The organism is Vibrio sp. S/42/10 (assembly GCF_029890535.1).
Classification (GTDB): Bacteria; Pseudomonadota; Gammaproteobacteria; order Enterobacterales; family Vibrionaceae; genus Vibrio; species Vibrio cyclitrophicus.
The window spans coordinates 134,142-156,666 of the sequence record NZ_JAKMZC010000006.1 but is presented as its reverse complement, the minus strand read 5'-3'; the positions used below and the strand labels follow the sequence as shown (position 1 = coordinate 156,666).

The following is a 22,525-nucleotide window of genomic DNA, read 5'->3' as shown; positions in this document are numbered from 1 at the left end:
ATTGAATCCTGATTAACTCTATTCTTGAAACTTATTTTCATCAGCCGGGACATTCATGATTTGTAGTGCACCCTTCATGATCTCAGAAAATACAGGGGCTGCGACTGAGCCACCATAGTAAAGGTCACCTTGAGGCTCATTGACTACAACAACCAACGCAACTCTTGGGTCACTTACTGGGGCAAAGCCTGCAGTGATCGCAATGTATTCATCACTGTATCCGCCAGCCTCTGCCTTACGAGATGTACCCGTTTTGGCTGCAACGCGGTAACCCGGAACGGCGGCTCTTGTCGCCGTTCCACCTTTTTGAGTCACCCCTTCGAGCATGTTCAAAACCAGTTCAGCGTTTTCTCGCTTGATAATCTGCTTAGAAAAATCTTGGTCGTTGCTCTTAATAATATGAATTGGCTCATATAAGCCTTTGTTGGCTAGCGTCGCATAAGCATGTGCTAACTGCATCGGTGTAACAGACAAACCATAACCAAACGCTAAGGTCGCAATCTCAAACTTTGACCAGCGACGGCGATTCGGGAAAATACCGCTCGTTTCACCAACCAAATTCAGCCCAGACATCTCACCTAGACCAACCGAGCTGTACATACCAAGCAAGGCTTCGAGTGGCATATTAAGCGCTAATTTCGCAACACCTATGTTACTCGACTTTTTGAGGATCAACGCTAAGTCAGCCTTACCCACTTTAGACGAATCTCGCACACGACTACCACCGATCTGCATAATACCGTTGCCAGTATCAATAACGACATCTGGGTCTGCGGTGCCGTTCTCTAGCGCCGCTAAAACCACAAAAGGTTTCACGGTAGATCCAGGTTCCATGGCGTCGGTTAATACGCGGTTTCGCATCTTAAAGCTTTGTAGGTCAGCACGGTTATTCGGGTTGTAAGATGGCGCATTGACCATGGCTAACACGGCACCTGTTTTTACATCGAGCAGTACCGCAGAGCCTGAAGTCGCCTTATGATCGGCCACCGCTTGCTTGATCGCTCGATAAGCAATGGCTTGTAATCGTTGGTCGATGGTTAATTCTAATGGCTTGCCTTCTTCACGCTCTTCTAAGGCAATATTTTCGACAACGCGTCCATAGCGATCTTTACGAATGGTACGTTTACCCGCTTCACCAGTGAGCCACTGATCATAACTGCGTTCTACACCTTCAAGACCATGACCATCGATACCGGTTACACCAATAAGATGAGCACTGATTTCACCTGCAGGGTAGTAACGACGAGATTCAGCTTTAAGCCCCACACCCACGAGTTTAAGATCGCGGATATATTTAGCCATCGCAGGGCTAACTTGTCTCTGAAGATAAATAAATCGGCGGGATTTGTTACTAGAGATCTTATCGATCATCGGTTGTCGTTCTAGGCCAAGTACATCAGCTAACGCATACCAACGATCAATTTGAGCCATACCATTTTTATCGAAAATGGTTTTCGGGTCAGCCCATACCGCTTCAACAGGAACACTGACAGCAAGTGGCTCACCATTGCGATCAGAAATAATGCCACGAGCAGAAGGAATAGCCTTAACACGCACCGAACGAAGGTCGCCCTGACGAATTAAGTTATCTGGTTCAATGATTTGTATATAAGCCACACGACCAACAAGTGCAGCAAAGGCAAGAAACACGAAAGCAATAACGACGTTAAAACGCCATTTTATCAGAACTGGATCCGAATCCTTTTCGCTCTTCACACGCTTTTTCGTTGATTTATTAACGGTTTTCGCGGGTGATTTTTCCTTTTTACCGGTCATTTCAGTGTGATCACAACTTCTTTATCAGAGTCTGGACGTTTCATGTCTAACTCTCGTTTTGCCGATGCTTGAACGCGACTGTGTTCAGCCAAAGCTGTCTCTTCAAGCATTAAATTTCGCCACTCATCATCTAGCTGCTCTCGTTCGACTAATGCCATGTCTTTTTGCGTAATCGCCTGACGTGACATATGTGTCGTAAGAACGACCCCCATCGCACTCGCAAAGATACAGATAAGAATCACCAATGGGACCTTACCCACGGAGATCAAATCAAAAAATATTATCTTGGCTAAGTTAGGCTTGGAGGTCTTCATTGACTACAGCTTTTCTGCGATTCGTAGTACTGAGCTGCGTGAACGAGTATTTTCATCCACTTCACCTTTAGAAGGCTTGATCGCTTTACCAATTGGTTTTAGATCGGCACTGCCTAAAGCTTTAATTTGATCTTCTGTTAATGGTAAACCATGAGGTACCTGAGGGCCTTGACTCTCTTTACGGATGAAGCGCTTCACCATACGGTCTTCAAGAGAGTGAAAACTGATAACAGAGATACGACCTTGGGGAGCAAGAATACTTGCAGCGCCTTTCAGTGCGGTATCGATCTCTTCAAGTTCACTATTAATGTAGATACGAAATGCTTGGAAAGCTCGTGTCGCTGGGTGCTTTTTCTCTTTAAAGTTCTTTGGAGCGACATCAGAGATAAGCTTAGCCAATTGGCCAGTACGTGTTAACGGTTCGTTCTCTTCGTTCTCTTGATAAGCAATGATGCCCTTCGCGATACGACGAGCGTGTTTATCTTCACCGAACTCACGGATAACCCATGTGATGTCATCAAGATCCGCATCAACTAGCCACTGAGAAACCGGAATACCCGTCGTTGGATCCATACGCATGTCTAGCGGGCCGTCTTTCATGAAGCTAAAGCCACGTTCAGCATCATCTAGCTGTGGTGAAGACACACCTAAATCCAGTAAAACACCATCCACTTTACCCACTAAGTCATAACGCTCTGCATATTCAGCCATACCTGAGAATGGGCCGTGAATAATCGTAAAACGGGGGTCATCAATCTTCTGAGCTTCAGCAATTGCTTGTGGATCGCGGTCGATACTAAAGAGTCTTCCATTCTCGCCCAGTTTAGACAGGATTGTACGGCTGTGCCCACCACGGCCAAAAGTACCATCGATGTAGGTACCGTCAGGTTTGATCGCAAGTCCGTCAATAGATTCGTTAAGCAATACTGAAATATGTTTGAATGCTTCTGTCATAGTCTTCTCAGTGAGTGGATTGAGCCATTAGTTCGGCAATAATTTGTTCTATTAACGTTTTAGTGTACTGATTTCACGCTGTATCTCCACCATATTGTGTATAGGCATTTGGAATTTTTGACCCAAGCTTATATCAGGGTGAAAGATTTTAAGGAAATCTAAATAATTTACGTCAATATAAAGCAAAAAACCCATCACTACGGTTAAGTAATGATGGGTTCTTTATATAGGTGGAGTTGACACATACGCCGGGTTCTGTTCCGCTTGCGCGGTGGTAACCATTCGTCTAGGCCTGCAATCGCTCACAGGCTCAAGCAATCTACCCGCCCCCATACGCGAGCAGCGCAATGCGAGGGCCTATTTGATCTTGCTCCGGGTGGAGTTTACCTTGCTACGAACTGTTGCCAGTCGCACGGTGCGCTCTTACCGCACCCTTTCAGCCTTACCTGTGCCTCTTCCGAAGAAATGAGGCCATCGGCGGTCTTCTCTCTGCTGCACTTGTCGTGGGCTCGCGCCCCCCAGACGTTATCTGGCACCCTGCTCTATGGAGCCCGGACGTTCCTCCCCTCTACCAGTCTCCCGAAGGACTTCAACGTCAGTTTCCCGAAGGACCTCAACGTCAGTCTCCCGAAGGACATCAGCAAAGCAGCGATTACCCGTTCAACTCCGAAGGCGGATTGTATAGAGATTCGTGTGCAGTGTCTAGCGAGATCACAAATATGGTGCAAACCTCTAAGCAACTGCGTGAATTTCACACAATCCAGACAAAAAAAGAGGAATGACGGCAATACCATCATTCCTCACAAGCTTTTCAATACAGGTTAGCTACTCTTTAAAGAGGTATCTAGTTGTCTAGATACTCTAGGCCCCATTTATATAAAGCGTTCTTTTTCAGATTGTAGATTTCTGCCGTCATCGCCGCCGCTTTTTTAAGGGGTAGCTCTTTGGTTAGAATACCTAGCGTGCGAGTCGCTTCGTCTGGTAATTCTGTGGTCGCTTCTTCACGGTGACCATGAATCAGCAGCACCATCTCACCACGTTTGCGGTTAGCGTCTTCTTCAATCCACTCAATCAGCTCACCAAGTGGCAGCCCTTGGATGGTTTCGAAGGTTTTGGTTAGCTCACGCGCCAATACAACTTCACGGTCAGGTCCTAGAATATCTAGCATATCCTGCAGAGAATCCGTAATACGGTGCGGTGATTCATAGAAGATACACGTGCGTTCGGCTTTTGCGATCTCTAAGAACTTATCTTTGCGACCCTTACTCTTTGGTGGCAAGAAGCCTTCAAAGCTGAAGCGATCCGACGGTAGACCAGAAGCACTTAACGCAGTAATCACTGCACAAGCACCAGGAAGTGGCACAACTCTCACACCCGCTTGACGACATTGTGAGACAAGATGGTAACCTGGGTCACTGATTAAAGGAGTACCCGCATCAGAGACTAATGCGATAGACTGACCTTCTAATAACCTTTCGACTAGAACTTGTGCTTTAGTTTGTTCATTATGATCATGTAAAGCGAACGTTCTGGTTGATATATTGAAGTGAGCAAGCAGCTTACCCGTGTGGCGTGTGTCTTCGGCTGCAATAACATCGACACTTGATAAAATTTCAATTGCTCTTTGAGTGATATCTCCCAAATTTCCGATTGGGGTTGGCACAATGTAGAGAGTTGGGCTCTCTGTGAGCAAGGTTTTGTTATCTGTCATTTGTTTACCATCACTTCAACGATTAATATAGATACAAATTTATACGGAATTTAAAGAACTCATGGCAACGATGAACCATAAGAGACTCAGTGTACCACGCTTACTAACTCCAATTGCATTAGCAATTACATTGGCGGCTTGTTCTTCAGGTCCTCAAGCACCAACGAGCGTTGATATTACACTAGATCCAGCGCAATCAACTGAAAGTTACATGATGCAGGCGGATAGTAGTCAAGGAAGTCTACAAAACGACTGGTTAATCATGGCGCTTAAATCTTCTGTGCAAGCTGGAAAAACCGATCAAGCAACACTGCTTATCAAACGCTTAGCAAAACAAGAACTAAGTGAAGTTCAACAAGCGGAATGGCAATTAGCTCGCGCTCAGCTGCTAGTGAATAACTCACAGCCTGATCAAGCTTATAGCCAACTGAACTTTCAGCCTTGGTGGAAGCTACCTGACGAACAGTGGAAAGATTATCACGAGCTACGCGCGAACATCTCAGAGATGAAAAGTGAGTATTTCGAGGCAAGCCGTGAGTTAGTGCTCTATTCAGAGTACCTAGACACTGACGACGAGCTTCAACAGCAAACTGCCGACCGTATTTGGCAGAATCTGAATAGCTACTCTCAATACAAGATTCTAGAACTGAAAACATCGCCGACAGAAGATGTGCTTTCAGGTTGGTTACAACTGGCTATCTACATGAAGACGCTCAACTCGAACCTTCCAAACCTACAGGAAACTCTATCTGATTGGTTAGCCGAGAATCCTCAGCACCCTGCGGCTACTTACACACCTCAAGCGATCACCGATATTTTAGCACTAGAGATCAGCAAGCCAACTAGCACAGCACTGTTGCTGCCGCTAACGGGTAAGTATGGTAAGCAAGCACAACTGGTACGTGATGGCTTCATCTTTGCGATGATGAACGACAAAGAACGCGAAGAAGATGCAACACTGACCGTTATGGATACCAACGTGCAAAGTGCTGCTGAAATCAAAGCGACATTGGAAGAGAACAACGTTGATTTCATCGTTGGCCCGCTGATTAAGAGCAACATCACTAAGCTTCAGCAAGCACAGAAAAACCACGATAACTCGATTCCAGCTTTAGCTCTGAACATTCCAACGCAACTAGAACCTGATACCAATATTTGCTATCTCGCTCTATCACCTGAACAAGAAGTCGCTCAGGCCGCGAAACACCTTTTTGCTCAAGGTTACAAGTACCCGCTAATCCTTGCGCCAAAAGGACGTTTGGGTAATCGAGTTGAGCAAGCTTTTAAGGAAGAGTGGAAAAAATACAGTAGCAACGACGTCGCGATGAGTTTTTTCGCTGATAAACGTCAGCTGCAGCGCACGGTAAACCAAGTCTTCGGATTACAAGAAAGCCAGCAGCGTATCGCTCAAATGGACGGGTTACTGAACCTAGACCTAGAAACAGAACCACGCAGTCGCCGTGATATCGATTCTGTCTACATTGTGGCTAAGAACTCGGAGCTAACGCTAATCAAACCGTTCATTGAAGTCGCAATTAATCCAGATGCTAGTCAACCAGCACTGTTCTCAAATTCACGCAGCAACAGCGGTGATAAACAGTATGAAGACCTAACCGGTGTTTTCTACAGCGATATCCCACTGTTAGTTGAGAACAAGAACGAGCTCAACAAAGAGCTAAACGACTTATGGCCTGCACATTCAAACGGCCAAAAACGTTTGCAAGCTCTGGGAATGGATGCTTATTACCTAATGGATGCACTGCCACAGATGAAAGCTGTACAAGGTTACAGTATTCCGGGTGAAACCGGTGTGTTAACCATCGATAATAATTGTGTCGTACAACGCGAAATCAGCTGGGCAGAGCATGGGGCTTTTTAGCCGTACGTTTTTGTCCAAAGCAACCGTCACCCACAAACAAGTGGGTGATAAATACGAGACCGTGGCGAAGAATTATTTAATTGGCCACGGTTTATCGTTAATTCAACAAAACTTCATAGCTAAATGTGGCGAGATTGATCTTATAATGCGCCATAACAATACCGTAGTGTTTGTCGAAGTAAAATACCGTAAGCAAACCCGTTACGGACATGCCGCTGAAATGGTAACAGCAAAGAAGTCACACAAGCTGCTCAAAACAGCCAATGTTTGGCTTATGCAGCAAGGCTTGTCAGTGCATTCTACGGATTTCAGGTTTGATATTGTTGCCATTGAAGGGCCGAATGAACATATCGACTGGATTCAAAACGCAATTACCCAAGGATAAACATGCTAGACAGCATTAAAGAAAGTTTTACAGAAAGTATTCAAATCCAAATTGCGGCTGCAGAAGCACTGCCAGACGCAATCACGCATGCCGCTCAAGCTATGGTTGCTACCCTGCTCAACGGAAACAAAATTCTTTGTTGTGGTAATGGTGGTTCGGCGTCGAATGCTCAGCAATTTGTATCATGCTTACTCAACCGCTTTGAAACAGAACGCCCTAGCCTTCCAGCGATGGCACTCATGGCTGATAACACCACGCTAACTGCAGTGGCAAACGACTATCACTATGAAGAAATCTTCTCTAAGCAGGTACGAGCATTTGGTCAAACAGGTGACATCTTACTGGCTATCTCGACTAGCGGTAACAGCAAGAACATCATCAAAGCGATGGAAGCTGCGGTAACACGCGACATGACAATCATTGCCTTTACTGGTAAAGATGGTGGTGAAATGGCAGGCTTACTTGGTGAGCACGATGTTGAAATTCGTATCCCTTCACACCGCACAGCGCGCATTCATGAAGTACACATGGTGACACTACACTGCCTATGTGACCTAATCGACCAAGTACTCTTCCCTGCTCACGAAGAGTGATATACGGAGCATCACAATGAAATCATTAACCTCTATGAAGCTGTTCAAGCTGATTAGTGTTTCGCTACTTACACTGTCCCTATCTGGTTGTGCTGGCATTTTCATTGCTGGTGCGGCAACCACAGCAAACCTAGTCACGGATACGCGAACCACCAAAGAAATTTGGAACGATAACAACATCGAATTTGAAGTTGCGGCGATAACCAATAAACAACCATTTCGTGGCAATGTTCGTGTCACTGCCAGCTCTTACCGAGGTTCTGTCGTGCTGATGGGACAAGCCATGACAGACTCTGAACGTCGTGCTTTTGAAAACCAAGCCAAGGATGTTACCGGTGTAAAGAGCATTCACAATCAAGTTCGAGTTAAAGAACCACTATCTGTTAGCGCTATTAGCAAAGACAGTTGGATTACCACCAAGGTGAAGTCTGCACTACTTGCCAATGCTGAGCTTAACGGCATTAAAGTAAAAGTCATCACTGAAGATTCAGAAGTATTTTTGCTTGGATTGGTTTCTCGAGAACACGCTGATATCGCAACAGAAGTTGCACGTAATATATCTGGTGTGAAGCAGGTAATTCGAGCGTTTGAATATGGTGAAGAAGAAGAGACTTCGGTTAATTAACGAATCAATCTATATGCTCAATACTGGATAATGCAGATGCTCAGTAGCCCGTTCAAAAAGCTGGGCAGTAACTGACTGAAGACAGAATAAGAAAGCACAAAAAGAAAAAGCAGCGATAGATCGCTGCTTTTTTATTTGGTTGTTATTTTACTAACGTTATTTGATAACGCGAAGGCTTGGGCGACCTTTCGCAGGACGAGGAGGCTCAGGATCTGAGTCAGGCTCTTCTTCAGCGTCTTCGTCTGCCGTTGCTACGCTCAAAGATGGGCCTTTTTCTGGTTCTTCAAAAGGACTTTCTTCGATCCCTTCTTCAAACGCTTCCATGTATGCCTCTTCAGGTTCAAACATGGTACCAGCACCGTTTTCACGAGCATAAATCGCTTGTACTGCGTAAAGCGGAACGATCACAGAATGTGGACGGCCACTAAAGCGAGCACTAAACGTTACTGCTTCGTTACCCAATTCAAGTTGCCCAACAGCACGAGGCGCGATGTTCAGAATGATCTGGCCATCTTGAACAAACTCTTCAGGAACTCGCACACCGGGTAATGTTGCTTCAACAACCAAGTGAGGCGTTAATTCGTTATCAACCAGCCATTCATAAAATGCACGAAGCATGTATGGTCGGCGTGGGGTCATATTAGAAATATCCATAACGCTTAGCGAACGAGTCGCATCTCACGCTCAGCTTCAGTTAGAGAAGCTAGGAATGAATCACGTTCGAATACGCGGTTCATGTAAATCTTAAGCTCTTTAGAACCAGGACCAATTAGTTCGATACCAAGCTCAGGTAAACGCCATAACAGCGGAGCTAGGTAACAATCAATTAGGCTAAACTCTTCGCTCATGAAGTATTCATATTCAGCGAAGATAGGAGCAAGAGTCAGTAGGTCATTGCGCAGTTTAACGCGAGCAGCTTCTGATTCTTCAGCGTTGCCTTTAACGATTTTCTCAGCAACTGAATACCAGTTACGCTCAATGCGGTACATCATTAGACGGCTATTACCACGAGCAACCGGGTATACAGGCATCAATGGTGGATGAGGGAAACGCTCATCAAGATATTCCATAATGATCTTTGAGTCATATAAAGCAAGCTCACGATCAATAAGGGTAGGTACTGATTTGTACGGGTTCAGTTCAACAAGCTCTGCTGGTAGATTTTTTTCATCAACCAACTCAACTTCAACACTTACGCCTTTTTCAGCAAGAACAATGCGCACCTGATGGCTATACATATCAGAAGCACTTGAGAAAAGAGTCATCACAGAACGTTTATTGGCAGCTACAGCCATGGAGCCCTCCAGTACACTTTAAATAAAAACAATGGAGGCCTAAAAGCCTCCATTGAACATTAACATAATTTGGGAATTAGCACGGTATTATAGCACAATTAGTGCACATCACGCCAATACTCTTTCTTCAGTAAAATCACAATGATAGTGAAGATTACTAAGAAGGCCATTACCCACCAACCCATAGCGTGGCGCTCAAGTTGTACCGGGTCGCCCGAGTAAACAAGGAAGTTTACAAGGTCGCGAACCGCTTCATCGTATTCACCAGTGCTTAGCTCACCAGAACCGTCAGTTTCAGTGCCAACAACAACCTTCACTTCCTCACCATCTACCATGTGAGTATCGTAGATTGGCGTTGGGATTCCTTGTAGCTCTTCAAGAACATGTGGCATACCAACACTTGGGAAAACGATGTTGTTCACCCCAAATGGACGAGACGGGTCTTCATAGAAAGTACGAAGATATGTGTATAGCCAATCTGCACCACGAACACGAGCAACCAGAGTTAAGTCAGGTGGCGGAGCACCAAACCAACTAGCCGCTTGATCAGAAGGCATAGCATTAACCATCAAACTACCAATTTTCACTTCTGGGTCGAAAATCAGGTTTTCCTTCATTAGGTCTAAAGGAATTTCTAAATCATTCGCAACACGCTCATAACGTTGGTACTGCGTTGAGTGACAAGCGAAACAATAGTTCATGAACATCTTAGCGCCATTTTGCAATGAGGCTTTGTCTGTTAAATCATTGTTCGCTTTGTCTAATGGTACGCTTGCACCCGCTGCCATCGCCAGTGACGGCAACATAGCAAATAAAATTACAATCCACTTTTTCATTTGAATGTCACCCTTTCTGGTAATGGTTTCGTCGCTTCATTTTTACTGTAGAACCACAGCAGAACGAAGAACATGAAGTAACCTAAGCTAAAGATTTGAGCTAGTAGCGTGTATGTTGGCGTCGCTGGAAGCGCACCAAGGACACCAAGCGCAATAAAGCTTATTGTGAATTGGATGATGTTAATCAAATGCAGTTTGCTACGGTAACGGTAAGAGCGCACTTTACAACGATCGAACCAAGGTAGTAGGAAGAGCACGACAATAGAGGCGCCCATTGCTACTACACCTAACAGCTTATCGGGAACAGCACGAAGTACAGCGTAGAACGGCGTGAAGTACCAAACTGGAGCAATGTGCTCTGGTGTTTTCAGTGGGTTTGCAGCTTCAAAGTTTGGCGGCTCAAGGAAGTACCCACCCATTTCTGGGTTAAAGAACAGCACGTAACAGAACAAGAATAGGAAGCCAGCAACACCAACCATATCTTTTACCGTCCCGTATGGGTGGAAAGGAATAGAGTCAATGATGTCGTATTTCTTAGTGTAATCCTTGTGGAATGGGAACTGAGTCTTGTAGTCGTCGCCCATCGTACCTTTAGGAAGCTTGGTTTCGATACCGTCAGGGTTATTCGAACCTACTTCGTGCAGTGCTAGTACGTGAAGTACGATAAGCAGCAATAGTACGATTGGTAAAGCGATAACGTGCAGTGCGAAGAAACGGTTCAGCGTTGCACCAGAGATGATGTAGTCACCACGGATCCAAAGCGTTAGGTCATCACCAATAACTGGGATTGCACCAAACAGAGATATGATTACCTGAGCACCCCAGTAAGACATTTGACCCCATGGTAGTAAGTAACCCATGAAAGCTTCAGCCATAAGCACTAAAAAGATCAACATACCGAAGATCCAAAGTAGCTCACGAGGTTTTTGGTATGAACCGTAGATTAAACCACGGAACATGTGCAGGTAGATAACCACGAAGAATGCCGAAGCACCCGTTGAGTGCATGTAACGCAGTAACCAACCGTATTCTACATCACGCATGATGTATTCAACAGAAGCGAACGCACCTTCACCAGACGGTACGTAGTTCATTGTTAACCAAATACCCGTAAGGATTTGGTTAACCAGTACCAACATTGCTAAAGAACCGAAAAGGTACCAAAAGTTAAAGTTCTTAGGCATTGGGTATTCAGATAAATGCTTTTTATAAGCATTCATCGCAGGTAGACGTTTCTCTACCCAATCAAGCAATCCTTGCATTACGCGTCTCCCTCGTCCACACCGATCATGATCTTAGTGTCACTCAAATACATATGCTTTGGTACAACAAGGTTCAATGGAGCTGGTACGCCTTGGAATACTCGACCTGCCATATCAAACTTTGAACCATGACAAGGACAGAAGAAACCAGACTTAACACCCTGAACTTGTTCTGCAAAAGAATCCGGTAGGTAAGTTGGAGAACAACCTAAGTGCGTACAGAAACCAACAGCAACGAAGAATTCCGGCTTAATCGAACGGAACTCGTTCTGTGCGTATTCAGGTTGTTGTTCAGCTTCAGATTGAGGGTCACGAAGTTGACCACCGATCGCTTTTAGGTTTTCTAGTACCGATTCAGCTCGGCGTACAACCCATACAGGCTTACCTTGCCACTCGACACGAACCATTTGTCCCGGTTCTAACTTACTGACTTCCACTTCCACCGGGGCGCCTGCAGCTTTCGCCTTAGCACTCGGATTCCATGATTTAATAAAAGGCACGGCTACAGCAGCTGCTCCTAAACCACCAACAACGGCTGTTGTTGCGGTTAAGAAACGCCTGCGACCGTTATTTAAAGGCGCGTTGCTCATCCAAACATTCTCCCATTTGCTCCTTATGGATTGAAATAATTCCGAATAAAGAGCATGGCTAACAAAATATGTATTTAGTTCTATTTATTGACGGCAAATGATAAATAAAACCCTACTTTTTGACAAGATAAAGCTACCTTTTTGTAACAATCATGAGGCAAAGCGCACATTGGGTTACAAAAGCTTTCAAAATATAAGAATTTGGAAATAAAACGAGGGAGGGAAAGCGTTTAGAGGGGGTATAAAAACAAAAAGCCCGGCATATAGCCGAGCTTTGAACCACAATTCCAGTCGTAAAACTGGGAGCGTGTACTTTTTCGTAAAGAAAAATTAACGCTTAGAGAATTGAGGTTTACGACGTGCTTTACGTAGACCAACTTTCTTACGTTCAACGCAACGAGCGTCACGAGTAACGTAGCCAGCTGCACGTAGAGCAGGACGTAGAGTTTCATCGTACTCCATAAGAGCGCGAGTGATACCGTGGCGGATTGCGCCAGCTTGACCAGAAATACCACCACCAGAAACAGTGATGTAAAGGTCAAGTTTCTCAGTTAGTTCAACTAGCTCAAGAGGTTGCTTAACAACCATACGAGAAGTTGGACGACCGAAGTAAACATCAAGGCTACGCTTGTTGATTACGATCTCACCAGAGCCTGGTTTGATGAAAACACGAGCTGCTGAGCTTTTGCGACGACCAGTGCCGTAGTATTGATTCTCTGCCATTTTCATAATCCCCTTAGATGTCTAGTACTTGTGGCTGTTGAGCAACATGGTTGTGCTCAGTACCAGCGTACACTTTAAGCTTACGGTACATCGCGCGGCCTAGAGGACCACGTGGAAGCATACCTTTAACTGCTAGTTCAAGAACCATTTCTGGTTTCTTAGCAATTAGCTTTTCAAAAGTGATAGTTTTAAGACCACCTGGGAACTCAGAGTGACGGTAGTAAACCTTACCCTTAGCTTTGTTACCAGTTACAGCAACTTTCTCAGCGTTAACAACGATGATGTAATCACCAGTGTCTACGTGAGGAGTGTATTCTGCTTTATGCTTGCCGCGTAGGCGAGAAGCGATTTCACTTGCTAGACGGCCAAGAGTTTTGCCTTCAGCGTCTACAACATACCAGTCGCGTTTTACAGTTTCTGGTTTAGCAACGAAAGTTTTCATGCTAATAATTACCTATTTAAAAAATTTACACTTAAGGAATACTCGCGTACTCCCACTGTCTAAGAGTTACCATTCATCACCCCTTCGAGTGTTGGAAAACTCTTGGCATAACGTGATTTTACTCATCGCTAGAGGCCCGCAGTAACGGTAGGTCGCAGGATTATAGAGAAGAGCGAAGAAAAAATCACCTCTTTTTGAACAAAATCACGATTTTTTTAATTCTCTTTCTTATTCGAGATAATCAAAGCTAACTTAAGTGTTCTTTTGCCAAATATTCGTGGCTCTGCATTTCGATTAAGCGCGACTGACAACGTTTAAATTCAAACTCCAGCTGACCATGAGTATACAAACTTTCTAGCTCAACCTCTGCTGAAATTATCAGTTTAACATTGCGCTCGTAGAACTCATCGACTAACGCAATAAAGCGTCGTGCCGCGTCATCTGAGGTGGAACCCATTTGCAAAACATTTGCCAATAATACCGTGTGATAAACCTTAGACAGTTCAATATAGTCATTCTGGCTACGGGCCGACTGACAAAGCTGAGCAAAGGTTCCATGTAGAACGCCGTCACTTGCTTCTATTACGTCTAATTGACGATGGTTAACCTCTATTTGCTTTAACTTCTGTTTATCTTCGCCCACCAACTGTGCGTAGTACTTTTCAAGATTGATATTCGCTTGGCTATCTAATGGGTAATGATAGATTTCAGCTTGCTCTAAAGTACGCAGTCGATAATCGATCCCGCTATCGACATTAAGAATGTGACAGTTGTCTTGAATAAGCTTGATTGCAGGTAAGAATCGCGCGCGCTGCAAACCATTGCGATACAAATCTGCAGGTGGGATATTTGAGGTCGCGACTAAAATAACGTTTCGTGCGAAAAGTTCTTGGAACAAAGTCCCTAGAATCATTGCATCCGTAATGTCCGAAACAAAAAACTCATCGAAACAGATAATGTCCGCTTCTTCTTTTAGCTTATCTGCCACCAAAGGCAATGGATCGCTCACATTACCTAATGCTTTCAACTCATCATGCACGCGATACATAAAACGGTGAAAGTGAACTCGCATTTTATTTGTGGTCGGTAAGGCATCATAGAACGTATCCATTAAATACGTCTTACCGCGCCCTACACCGCCCCAAAAATAGAGACCTTTGGGTGGTTTCGGTGATTGAACTTTTTTCCCTAGTAGCTTCTGAAATCGAGTCAGCTCAGGAATAGGAGTATTCATATATTCTTGGAACTGATGAAAGAGTTCATCTAAAGATTTAACGGCTTGCTCTTGTGCTGGATCTCTTTGAAATCCATGTTCTTTTATATCTTGTTCGTATTTTTTAATGGGATTCATGACGACATTTCCACAATGAAAGCAATATCAGACAGCGAAGAAAAATGAGCCTAAACAATTCTAGAGTTAATGCCATACGGCGAATAAAGCAGCACTAAACTGCTAACTAGCGCACACGCATTTCTCTTTATACTGCGGCTTTCTCATAGTACCATGGAGCCGTACCACGTGTAACTAAGCAGTAACAAACATGTTAAAAAACAATAATAAGGAGCTGTTATGCCTTGGATGTATGCCGTTGCCGGTTTACTAGTCGGAGTTATTTTAGGGGTCGCTATTTCTCGTCTCATGACACCTGAATACAAAAAACAAAAGAACGTACAGAAAGAATTAGATAGCGCAAAGTTTGCCCTTGAGCAACAGCGACAAGAGCTGGCTGACCACTTTGCGAAATCAGCAGAAATGCTGGATACCTTAGGTAAGGACTACACGAAACTGTATCAGCACATGGAAAAAACGAGCTCAGAACTCATCCCTAATCTACCTGAGCAAGACAATCCATTTGTGAAAACAGCGGCTGCACACTCAGACAAGCCACAAGATAAAGCTTCTGTTAAAGAGGCAACACTTGAGGAACAACCCAAAGATTACGCCAATGGCGCAACGGGGTTATTTACTGAGCAGAAGAAAGAAATTATTGATGCTCCGGATGTCGTTACAGCAAAAGCATCGTAAACATTTAATACTTCTGTGAACTTTACAAAGGTTTTTGAGTCATAACTTTCACTCAGGTCATTTGAAATTTCTCATATCTATAGCAAATATGAGAAGGCTAAGACCTTAACTAGAGAGGAGTTTATGATGAAAAAACCTTTGCTTGCTTTATCGGTACTGACTTTAAGCTTAAGTTCAATCATCACGCCAATTCAAGCGACAGCCGCACTTCCCCTAAGTGTGGGTAATGAACAATTACCTAGCCTAGCTCCTATGCTTGAGCAAGTTACCCCCGCAGTGGTTAGTATTGCTGTAGAAGGCAAACAAGTACAACGTCAGCAAATCCCTGAACAATTCCAATTCTTTTTTGGCCCAGAGCAAACTCGAGAGCGACCGTTCCGAGGTTTGGGGTCGGGTGTCATCATTGACGCTAAAAAAGGCCATATCGTCACCAACTATCACGTAATTAATGGCGCCGACGATATCAAAGTGAAACTTCATGATGGTCGAGAATATGATGCCGAACTCATCGGTGGCGACCAAATGTCTGATATTGCGCTTCTGAAATTAGAGGAAGCCAAGAACCTAACCCAGATAAAACTCGCAGACTCAGATCAATTAAGAGTCGGTGATTTTAGCGTGGCTATCGGTAACCCATTTGGACTCGGGCAAACTGTCACATCAGGTATCGTATCGGCCCTAGGAAGAAGCGGCTTAAACCTTGAGAACTTTGAAAACTTCATTCAAACCGATGCCGCGATCAATAGTGGTAACTCTGGTGGCGCGCTAGTCAACCTTAACGGTGAACTGATTGGTATCAACACCGCCATTCTTGGCCCTAACGGAGGCAATGTCGGTATCGGTTTTGCCATCCCGTCTAATATGATGAAAAACCTGACAGAACAGATTCTCGATTTCGGTGAAGTGAAGCGCGGTATGTTGGGAGTTCAAGGTGGAGAAGTGACCTCTGAATTAGCAGAGGCGCTCGGTTATGAATCAAGTAAAGGTGCGTTTGTTAGCCAAATTGTACCAGACAGCGCAGCAGATAAAGCAGGCCTGAAAGCGGGTGATATAATTACCTCTATCAATGGTAAACGCATTGATACCTTTAGCGAATTAAGAGCCAAAGTGGCCACTCTCGGTGCAGGTAAGCAAATTGAGCTTGGAATCGTTCGTGACGGAAAAAGCAAAACCTTTGATGTCACGTTAGGCGAATCAACCAATAACAAAACACAAGCTGAAAAGCTCCATGAAGGACTTGCGGGTGCTGAGTTGACCAACACTAACGATAGCGATGCAGCTACAGGAGTGAAGGTATCAAATGTGGCTAAAGGCTCACCAGCAGAAGCCTACCAGCTTCTGAAAGATGACATCATCATCGGCGTAAACCGCCAAACGGTTAAGAACCTTGCGCAGTTCAGAGATATTTTAGAGAAACAACCTGGCGTATTGGCATTGAATATCCAACGAGGAAATAGAACTATCTACCTAGTCATTCGTTAATAATTTGTCAGTATAACCAAAGGGAGGCCGCATAAGTTTGCTTGAAACTTACTCAGTCTCCCTTTTCTTTAGATGAATCAAAATGCTATGCTTCACTTGTAATTAAGTCATCCATTCGCTGATGGCTTCGTACCTTACTTGTTGAAGAGGGAAACATGCTGTCCTTTCTATTTCGTTCTATTTCCCTTGGACTTGTTTCAGCGGCGCTTATTCTTCTCGCATTTCCGAGTTTAAGATCAGGCATTGTTTCTGACGTCACCACCCCTAAAGTGGATAATATCGCCTCTCTTCAGATTTCATTTAACCAAGCAGTACGCCGTGCAGCACCTGCTGTTGTGAATATCTATAGCCGTAAATACGCAGAGAGCGATCGCAACAAACTGCTGACTCAAGGCTTAGGGTCAGGAGTCATTGTCAGCGAAAAAGGCTACATCATTACCAACTTCCACGTTGTAGCTCAAGCTGACCAAATTGTAGTAGCACTTCAAGATGGACGAGTCGCTGCCGCGCAATTAGTCGGTTCTGATAAACGCACCGATATCGCAATACTTAGAGTCAGTGGTGACAACCTACCCGTGATTCCACTCAATCCAAGTTACAAGGCCAATGTCGGTGATGTGGTTCTGGCGATCGGTAACCCATACAACCTAGGTCAAACGACCACTTTTGGCATTATCTCAGCTACGGGCCGATCTTCGATCAGTGCTGACGGCCATCAAGCCTTTATCCAAACCGATGCTGCGATCAATGAAGGTAACTCAGGGGGAGCACTCGTCAACTCACAAGGCGAACTAGTCGGTATCAATACCGCGTCTTTCCAGCAAGCCACAGACATGGAAACCTACGGGATTTCATTTGCTATCCCCTACCCACTGGCTAATAAAATCATGGAAAAGATCATTGCAGATGGTCGTGTAATTCGTGGCTACATTGGTATTGACGGGCAAGACATCAACTCAGTAACGTCACGCTTACTTGGCAATAAGAACATTGGTGGCATTGTCGTATTAGGCATTGACCCGAACGGCCCTGCAGCAGATGCTGGTTTTGAAGCACAAGATATAATTATCAGTATCAATAATACCCAAATTAACGGGAGACAGAGCGTGATGGATATTGTTACTGATCTTCGACCGGGTACGGTGATTGAGGTTGGTATATTGCGCCAAGGAGAGAACAAAACTCTCAAGGTTACGATAGCGGAAGATACTCGCTTGTAGAGCGAATCATGGCGCTAGATTCAAACCACTAAAGTACGCATAGAAAAGAACATAGATACAAAAAACCCAGCTCTCAGGCTGGGTTTTCTTTTATCTAGTCACGAGAACCTAGAACAAACGTCTTTATGATTCGCTAGGAGCTTCGATATCGATGCGAGTCACTCGCTGTAGACCTCTTGGCAGCAACCCTCCACGACGGCCACGCTCACCACGGAAGTTTTCAAGATCTGCAGGTTTCAAGCCAAGCTTACGTTTACCCGCGTAGATAGTTAGCGTTGCATTCTCAGGGATAGCCATTAAATGCGAGACAAACTCTTCACGCTCTTTTGCTTTCGCAGAAGGAATGTTGATGATCTTGTTACCCTTACCTTTACTCAACTGAGGTAGGTCTTTAATCGGGAACAACAACATGCGGCCTTGATTAGTAATCGCCAGAATCTGGTTAGTATCCAAGTCAGCAATCGGGCTTGGCAACATCACTTCAGAAGCTTGTGGCAAGTTAACTAACGCTTTACCACTCTTGTTCTTAGACAATAAATCACTGCCTTTACAAACAAAACCGTACCCAGCATCAGAACCCACTAACCATAGCTGCTCATTCTCTCCCATCACCACTTGGCGAATCGAAGTGCCAGGGCTGACGTTCAGGCGACCTGTAATAGGCTCACCTTGGCTTCGAGCCGACGGTAATGAATGAGACTCAAGGGAGTAACTTCGACCATCACTGCCCAGGAATACCGCTTGTTGGTTACTCTTACCCTTAGCGCTCGCCAAGAATTTATCACCAGATTTGTAGTTCAAGCCTTCAGCATCAACTTCATGCCCTTTAGCATGACGAATCCAACCTTTCTCAGACAACACAACCGTGATTGGCTCGCTTGGTACTAAGTCGCGTTCTGTTAGCGCTTTCGCTTCAGCACGTTCAATCAACGGAGAACGACGATCATCGCCGTATTTATCCGCATCTGCTTGGATCTCTTTTTTGATCAGCGTATTCAAGCGACGCTCTGAACCAAGTAGCTTCTCAAGCTTTTCACGTTCAGCTTCAAGCTCTTCTTGTTCAGCTCGAATCTTAAACTCTTCTAACTTAGCTAAGTTACGAAGTTTAATATCAAGAATCGCATTGGCTTGAATTTCAGAAATATTGAAACGGCTCATCAATACAGGACATGGTTCGTCTTCTGTACGAATGATCTCAATGACTTCATCGATATTAAGATAAGCAGCAAGCAAACCTTCTAAGATGTGCAAACGTGCCAGTACTTTATCTAAACGGTACTGAAGACGGCGGCGAACCGTTGTACGGCGGAACTCAATCCACTCTTTCAGAATTTGAACCAGGCCTTTAACTTGAGGGCGACTGTCTAAACCAATCATGTTCAAGTTAACGCGGAAGTTCTTCTCTAGATCCGTCGAAGCGAACAAGTGACTCATCAGTTGATCACAGTCGATACGGTTCGAACGAGGAACCACGACGATACGCGTTGGGTTCTCGTGATCAGATTCATCACGCAAGTCGTCAACCATTGGCAGCTTCTTAGCGCGCATCTGGTTAGCAATTTGCTCAAGTAACTTAGCACCTGACACTTGATGAGGAAGAGCCGTGATAACAATATCAGAGCCTTCCTTGTGCCAAACCGCGCGCATCTTAATGCTGCCACGTCCAGTGCGATAGATCTTTTCGATGTCCGACTTTGGCGAAATAATTTCAGCCTCTGTCGGGTAATCAGGGCCTTGAATGAAACCCATCACATCAGGAAGCTCTGCTTTCGGCGTGTCAATCAAATGAATCGCTGCATCCGCCACTTCACGGACATTGTGAGGGGGGATGTCGGTCGCCATACCAACCGCAATACCAGTGATGCCGTTAAGCAGGATATGAGGCAGGCGAGCTGGCAACATTTGAGGCTCTTTCATCGTGCCATCAAAGTTGGGTTGCCAATCAACGGTGCCTTGACCTAGCTCACCTAGAAGAACCTCAGCAAACTTAGATAATTTCGCTTCGGTATAACGCATTGCAGCGAACGATTTCGGGTCATCCGGAGCACCCCAGTTACCTTGACCATCTACCAATGGGTAGCGGTAAGAGAAAGGTTGTGCCATCAATACCATCGCTTCGTAACAAGCAGAATCACCGTGTGGGTGATACTTACCTAACACGTCACCAACGGTACGAGCTGATTTTTTATATTTCGATGCAGCTGATAAGCCGAGTTCTGACATCGCATAGATAATACGACGCTGTACTGGCTTTAAGCCATCACCGATATATGGCAATGCACGATCCATGATCACGTACATTGAGTAATTTAAATAGGCGTCTTCAGTGAACTTGCGCATCGGCAGTTGTTCAACACCATCATATGTAATTTCGTTAGACATCCATTATACCTCGGCCATATCACCGTTAGTCTGTAGCCATGTACGGCGATCATCTGCACGCTTCTTACCAAGCAGCATGTCCATCATCTCGTTGGTTGCTTCGTTGTCATCAATCGTTAATTGAACAAGGCGACGAGTGTTTGGATCCATGGTGGTTTCACGCAACTGAAGTGGGTTCATTTCACCCAGACCTTTGAATCGTTGCACGTTAATCTTGGCTTTCTTCTGCGATAGTCGCTCAAGCACACCATCTTTCTCTGCGTCATCGAGTGCGTAGAACACTTCTTTACCGCAATCGATACGATACAGAGGAGGCATTGCCACATAGATATGACCCGCTTCAACCAGAGCATGGAAATGGCGAGTAAACAGTGCACATAGCAGTGTCGCGATATGAAGACCATCCGAGTCCGCATCGGCAAGGATACAGATCTTACCGTAACGCAGGCCCGACAAGTCATCGTTATCAGGGTCGATACCCAGAGCAACCGAGATATCGTGTACTTCTTGTGAAGCCAAGACTTGGTCTGCTGACACTTCCCATGTATTTAGGATTTTACCACGCAGTGGCATTACCGCTTGGAACTCACGATCACGAGCTTGCTTAGCAGAACCACCCGCCGAATCCCCTTCCACGAAGAAGATTTCGGTGCGACTTAAATCTTGAACTGAGCAGTCAGTTAATTTACCCGGCAACGCTGGGCCAGATGCGATCTTTTTACGAACAACTTTCTTACTCGCGCGCATACGGCGGTGAGCATTGGCAATACAAGCTTCAGCCAATTGCTCTGCCAGTTGCGGTTTTTCATTCAACCATAGGCTGAAGGCATCTTTTACAACACCAGAAACAAACGCTGCGGTTTGACGAGAAGATAGACGCTCTTTTGTTTGACCAGCAAACTGCGGATCTTGCATCTTCACCGATAGTACGTATGAACAGCGATCGAAGATGTCATCACCCGTTAGCTTAACGCCACGTGGTAGTAGGTTACGGAATTCACAGAACTCACGCATTGCATCAAGCAAACCTTGACGAAGACCATTTACGTGCGTACCACCTTGCTTGGTTGGTACTAAGTTCACGTAACTCTCGGTGATCATATCACCGCCTTCTGGCTGCCAAATGATTGCCCAGTTAGCCATTTCCGTTTCAGCAACGAACTCACCAACATATGGGTCTTCAGGCAATAAGGTGTAACCTTTTACGCCCTCAGCTAGATAGTCTTTTAGACCATCTTCATAGAACCATTTATGCTCTTCACCACCAACTTTATCAACAAAGGTAATTTCTAAACCAGGGCAAAGTACCGCTTTTGCTCGTAGGTTATTGATAAGACGAAGTGTCGAAAATTTAGAGCTATCGAAATACTTTGGATCCGGCCAGAAATGCACCGTAGTACCAGTATTGCGGTGACCACAAGTTCCTGTCGCTGTCAGGTCAGTAACAGCATGACCACCTTCAAGGGCGATCTCATGCACTTGACCATCACGACGAACCGTTACTTCAACACGTTTTGACAGCGCGTTTACGACCGAGATACCTACACCGTGCAAACCACCAGAAAACTTGTAGTTGTTGTTTGAGAATTTACCGCCAGAGTGGAGCTTAGTTAAAATCAGCTCAACACCTGAGATCCCTTTTTCAGGGTGGATATCAACAGGCATACCACGGCCATCATCGGTAACTTCTAACGATTGGTCAGCATGAAGCACAACTTTGATTTTCTTAGCGTGTCCCGCTAATGCTTCATCGACCGAGTTATCAATGACTTCTTGGGCAAGGTGGTTGGGTCTTTCTGTCTCGGTATACATTCCCGGGCGGTGTCGCACCGGATCGAGACCTTCAAGTACCTCGAGGTCTTTTGCATTATATTGTTCAGTCATAATACGGAGTTTACTCAAAAAGTTTGCGTCAGTTCGCTGGCTCTAGTTTCACTAAAGCAGAATCATTACTATGAACCGTCATAGTAGAGCGAATGAGCGAAATATTGGGGAATATAGTCTGGAAGCTGAGTAATGATGTCAAGCTA

At 44.9% G+C, this 22,525-nt stretch carries 21 protein-coding genes and 1 other RNA gene; 7 read left to right on the top strand and 15 right to left on the bottom strand.

Going from position 1 to position 22,525, the window contains the following annotated elements:
• Positions 1 to 18 precede the first annotated feature (18 nt).
• The 5 genes from L8S15_RS09415 to rsmI form a co-directional block, all read right to left on the bottom strand.
• Complete coding sequence (locus L8S15_RS09415) at positions 19 to 1,776, bottom strand: peptidoglycan glycosyltransferase FtsI (RefSeq protein WP_010434717.1); 1,758 nt, start codon at positions 1,774 to 1,776, stop codon at positions 19 to 21.
• Positions 1,773 to 2,090: a cell division protein FtsL gene (gene ftsL, locus L8S15_RS09410; RefSeq protein ID WP_010434716.1), complete on the bottom strand. Its 318-nt coding sequence runs from the start codon at positions 2,088 to 2,090 to the stop codon at positions 1,773 to 1,775. The genes L8S15_RS09415 and ftsL overlap by 4 nt, the downstream gene beginning before the upstream one ends.
• 3 nt (positions 2,091 to 2,093) lie before the next feature.
• The gene (gene rsmH / locus L8S15_RS09405; protein ID WP_010434714.1) at positions 2,094 to 3,044 is read right to left on the bottom strand and encodes a 16S rRNA (cytosine(1402)-N(4))-methyltransferase RsmH; all 951 of its coding nucleotides are present in this window, start codon (positions 3,042 to 3,044) and stop codon (positions 2,094 to 2,096) included.
• Positions 3,045 to 3,272: 228 nt separating this feature from the next.
• Positions 3,273 to 3,712: RNase P RNA component class A (gene rnpB / locus L8S15_RS09400), an RNA gene on the bottom strand.
• A gap of 176 nt (positions 3,713 to 3,888) precedes the next feature.
• A complete protein-coding gene (gene rsmI, locus L8S15_RS09395; RefSeq protein WP_010434711.1) occupies positions 3,889 to 4,755 on the bottom strand; it encodes a 16S rRNA (cytidine(1402)-2'-O)-methyltransferase in 867 nt (288 codons plus the stop codon).
• Positions 4,756 to 4,816: 61 nt separating this feature from the next.
• Here rsmI and L8S15_RS09390 point away from each other — a divergent pair, with 61 nt between their 5' ends.
• Genes L8S15_RS09390 through L8S15_RS09375 form a run of 4 tightly spaced genes read left to right on the top strand, consistent with a single transcriptional unit; the run spans position 4,817 to position 8,237 of the window.
• On the top strand, positions 4,817 to 6,634 hold the full coding sequence (locus L8S15_RS09390; RefSeq protein WP_280572806.1) for a penicillin-binding protein activator: 1,818 nt from the start codon (positions 4,817 to 4,819) through the stop codon (positions 6,632 to 6,634).
• Positions 6,621 to 7,019 carry a YraN family protein gene (locus tag L8S15_RS09385; protein ID WP_016797226.1) on the top strand — a complete coding sequence of 133 codons (399 nt, stop codon included), beginning with the start codon at positions 6,621 to 6,623 and terminating at the stop codon, positions 7,017 to 7,019. The genes L8S15_RS09390 and L8S15_RS09385 overlap by 14 nt, the downstream gene beginning before the upstream one ends.
• Before the next feature lie 2 nt (positions 7,020 to 7,021).
• Complete coding sequence (locus tag L8S15_RS09380) at positions 7,022 to 7,612, top strand: phosphoheptose isomerase (protein WP_010434705.1); 591 nt, start codon at positions 7,022 to 7,024, stop codon at positions 7,610 to 7,612.
• Positions 7,613 to 7,628: 16 nt separating this feature from the next.
• Positions 7,629 to 8,237, top strand: a complete 609-nt coding sequence (locus tag L8S15_RS09375; protein WP_010434703.1) for a BON domain-containing protein — start codon at positions 7,629 to 7,631, stop codon at positions 8,235 to 8,237.
• A 156-nt stretch (positions 8,238 to 8,393) separates the two neighbouring features.
• Here L8S15_RS09375 and sspB read toward each other — a convergent pair whose 3' ends face one another.
• The 8 genes from sspB to zapE form a co-directional block, all read right to left on the bottom strand.
• Positions 8,394 to 8,891 carry a ClpXP protease specificity-enhancing factor gene (gene sspB, locus L8S15_RS09370; RefSeq protein ID WP_010434702.1) on the bottom strand — a complete coding sequence of 166 codons (498 nt, stop codon included), beginning with the start codon at positions 8,889 to 8,891 and terminating at the stop codon, positions 8,394 to 8,396.
• 5 nt (positions 8,892 to 8,896) lie between these two features.
• Positions 8,897 to 9,532: a stringent starvation protein SspA gene (gene sspA / locus L8S15_RS09365; RefSeq protein WP_010434700.1), complete on the bottom strand. Its 636-nt coding sequence runs from the start codon at positions 9,530 to 9,532 to the stop codon at positions 8,897 to 8,899.
• 98 nt (positions 9,533 to 9,630) lie between these two features.
• Positions 9,631 to 10,368, bottom strand: coding sequence for a cytochrome c1 (locus L8S15_RS09360; RefSeq protein ID WP_010434698.1), 738 nt, complete (start codon positions 10,366 to 10,368; stop codon positions 9,631 to 9,633).
• Complete coding sequence (locus L8S15_RS09355; RefSeq protein ID WP_009848941.1) at positions 10,365 to 11,630, bottom strand: cytochrome bc complex cytochrome b subunit; 1,266 nt, start codon at positions 11,628 to 11,630, stop codon at positions 10,365 to 10,367. Before L8S15_RS09355 ends, L8S15_RS09360 begins: the two co-directional genes overlap by 4 nt.
• Complete coding sequence (gene petA, locus L8S15_RS09350) at positions 11,630 to 12,220, bottom strand: ubiquinol-cytochrome c reductase iron-sulfur subunit (RefSeq protein WP_010434692.1); 591 nt, start codon at positions 12,218 to 12,220, stop codon at positions 11,630 to 11,632. Before petA ends, L8S15_RS09355 begins: the two co-directional genes overlap by 1 nt.
• 330 nt (positions 12,221 to 12,550) lie before the next feature.
• Entirely contained in the window at positions 12,551 to 12,943 is a 393-nt protein-coding gene (gene rpsI, locus L8S15_RS09345) for a 30S ribosomal protein S9 (protein ID WP_004740758.1), read from the bottom strand.
• Between the two features lie 13 nt (positions 12,944 to 12,956).
• Positions 12,957 to 13,385, bottom strand: a complete 429-nt coding sequence (rplM, locus tag L8S15_RS09340; RefSeq protein WP_010434689.1) for a 50S ribosomal protein L13 — start codon at positions 13,383 to 13,385, stop codon at positions 12,957 to 12,959.
• Positions 13,386 to 13,632: 247 nt separating this feature from the next.
• Positions 13,633 to 14,736 (bottom strand): cell division protein ZapE, encoded by a 1,104-nt coding sequence (gene zapE / locus L8S15_RS09335; protein ID WP_010434686.1) that lies wholly within the window; start codon positions 14,734 to 14,736, stop codon positions 13,633 to 13,635.
• 219 nt (positions 14,737 to 14,955) lie between these two features.
• On the opposite strand from zapE, the gene zapG reads away from it, so the two are divergent.
• From zapG to degS, 3 genes are all read left to right on the top strand, one after another.
• Positions 14,956 to 15,411, top strand: coding sequence for a Z-ring associated protein ZapG (gene zapG, locus L8S15_RS09330; protein ID WP_010434684.1), 456 nt, complete (start codon positions 14,956 to 14,958; stop codon positions 15,409 to 15,411).
• Between the two features lie 126 nt (positions 15,412 to 15,537).
• A complete protein-coding gene (locus tag L8S15_RS09325) occupies positions 15,538 to 16,893 on the top strand; it encodes a DegQ family serine endoprotease (RefSeq protein ID WP_010434682.1) in 1,356 nt (451 codons plus the stop codon).
• Between the two features lie 155 nt (positions 16,894 to 17,048).
• Entirely contained in the window at positions 17,049 to 18,113 is a 1,065-nt protein-coding gene (gene degS / locus L8S15_RS09320) for an outer membrane-stress sensor serine endopeptidase DegS (protein WP_010434680.1), read from the top strand.
• A 123-nt stretch (positions 18,114 to 18,236) separates the two neighbouring features.
• Here the strand turns inward: degS and parC are convergent, their stop codons facing one another.
• Positions 18,237 to 20,495, bottom strand: a complete 2,259-nt coding sequence (gene parC / locus L8S15_RS09315; RefSeq protein ID WP_010434678.1) for a DNA topoisomerase IV subunit A — start codon at positions 20,493 to 20,495, stop codon at positions 18,237 to 18,239.
• Between the two features lie 3 nt (positions 20,496 to 20,498).
• Positions 20,499 to 22,379 (bottom strand): DNA topoisomerase IV subunit B, encoded by a 1,881-nt coding sequence (gene parE / locus L8S15_RS09310; protein WP_280572796.1) that lies wholly within the window; start codon positions 22,377 to 22,379, stop codon positions 20,499 to 20,501.
• Positions 22,380 to 22,525 lie beyond the last annotated feature (146 nt).

Excerpts from the sequence above, each read along its gene's own strand:
- L8S15_RS09415 (WP_010434717.1), bottom strand. The coding sequence starts at position 1,776 with ATGACCGGTAAAAAGGAAAAATCACCCGCGAAAACCGTTAATAAATCA.
- ftsL (WP_010434716.1), bottom strand. The coding sequence starts at position 2,090 with ATGAAGACCTCCAAGCCTAACTTAGCCAAGATAATATTTTTTGATTTG.
- rsmH (WP_010434714.1), bottom strand. The coding sequence starts at position 3,044 with ATGACAGAAGCATTCAAACATATTTCAGTATTGCTTAACGAATCTATT.
- rsmI (WP_010434711.1), bottom strand. The coding sequence starts at position 4,755 with ATGACAGATAACAAAACCTTGCTCACAGAGAGCCCAACTCTCTACATT.
- L8S15_RS09390 (WP_280572806.1), top strand. The coding sequence starts at position 4,817 with ATGGCAACGATGAACCATAAGAGACTCAGTGTACCACGCTTACTAACT.
- L8S15_RS09385 (WP_016797226.1), top strand. The coding sequence starts at position 6,621 with ATGGGGCTTTTTAGCCGTACGTTTTTGTCCAAAGCAACCGTCACCCAC.
- L8S15_RS09380 (WP_010434705.1), top strand. The coding sequence starts at position 7,022 with ATGCTAGACAGCATTAAAGAAAGTTTTACAGAAAGTATTCAAATCCAA.
- L8S15_RS09375 (WP_010434703.1), top strand. The coding sequence starts at position 7,629 with ATGAAATCATTAACCTCTATGAAGCTGTTCAAGCTGATTAGTGTTTCG.
- sspB (WP_010434702.1), bottom strand. The coding sequence starts at position 8,891 with ATGGATATTTCTAATATGACCCCACGCCGACCATACATGCTTCGTGCA.
- sspA (WP_010434700.1), bottom strand. The coding sequence starts at position 9,532 with ATGGCTGTAGCTGCCAATAAACGTTCTGTGATGACTCTTTTCTCAAGT.
- L8S15_RS09360 (WP_010434698.1), bottom strand. The coding sequence starts at position 10,368 with ATGAAAAAGTGGATTGTAATTTTATTTGCTATGTTGCCGTCACTGGCG.
- L8S15_RS09355 (WP_009848941.1), bottom strand. The coding sequence starts at position 11,630 with ATGCAAGGATTGCTTGATTGGGTAGAGAAACGTCTACCTGCGATGAAT.
- petA (WP_010434692.1), bottom strand. The coding sequence starts at position 12,220 with ATGAGCAACGCGCCTTTAAATAACGGTCGCAGGCGTTTCTTAACCGCA.
- rpsI (WP_004740758.1), bottom strand. The coding sequence starts at position 12,943 with ATGGCAGAGAATCAATACTACGGCACTGGTCGTCGCAAAAGCTCAGCA.
- rplM (WP_010434689.1), bottom strand. The coding sequence starts at position 13,385 with ATGAAAACTTTCGTTGCTAAACCAGAAACTGTAAAACGCGACTGGTAT.
- zapE (WP_010434686.1), bottom strand. The coding sequence starts at position 14,736 with ATGAATCCCATTAAAAAATACGAACAAGATATAAAAGAACATGGATTT.
- zapG (WP_010434684.1), top strand. The coding sequence starts at position 14,956 with ATGCCTTGGATGTATGCCGTTGCCGGTTTACTAGTCGGAGTTATTTTA.
- L8S15_RS09325 (WP_010434682.1), top strand. The coding sequence starts at position 15,538 with ATGAAAAAACCTTTGCTTGCTTTATCGGTACTGACTTTAAGCTTAAGT.
- degS (WP_010434680.1), top strand. The coding sequence starts at position 17,049 with ATGCTGTCCTTTCTATTTCGTTCTATTTCCCTTGGACTTGTTTCAGCG.
- parC (WP_010434678.1), bottom strand. The coding sequence starts at position 20,495 with ATGTCTAACGAAATTACATATGATGGTGTTGAACAACTGCCGATGCGC.
- parE (WP_280572796.1), bottom strand. The coding sequence starts at position 22,379 with ATGACTGAACAATATAATGCAAAAGACCTCGAGGTACTTGAAGGTCTC.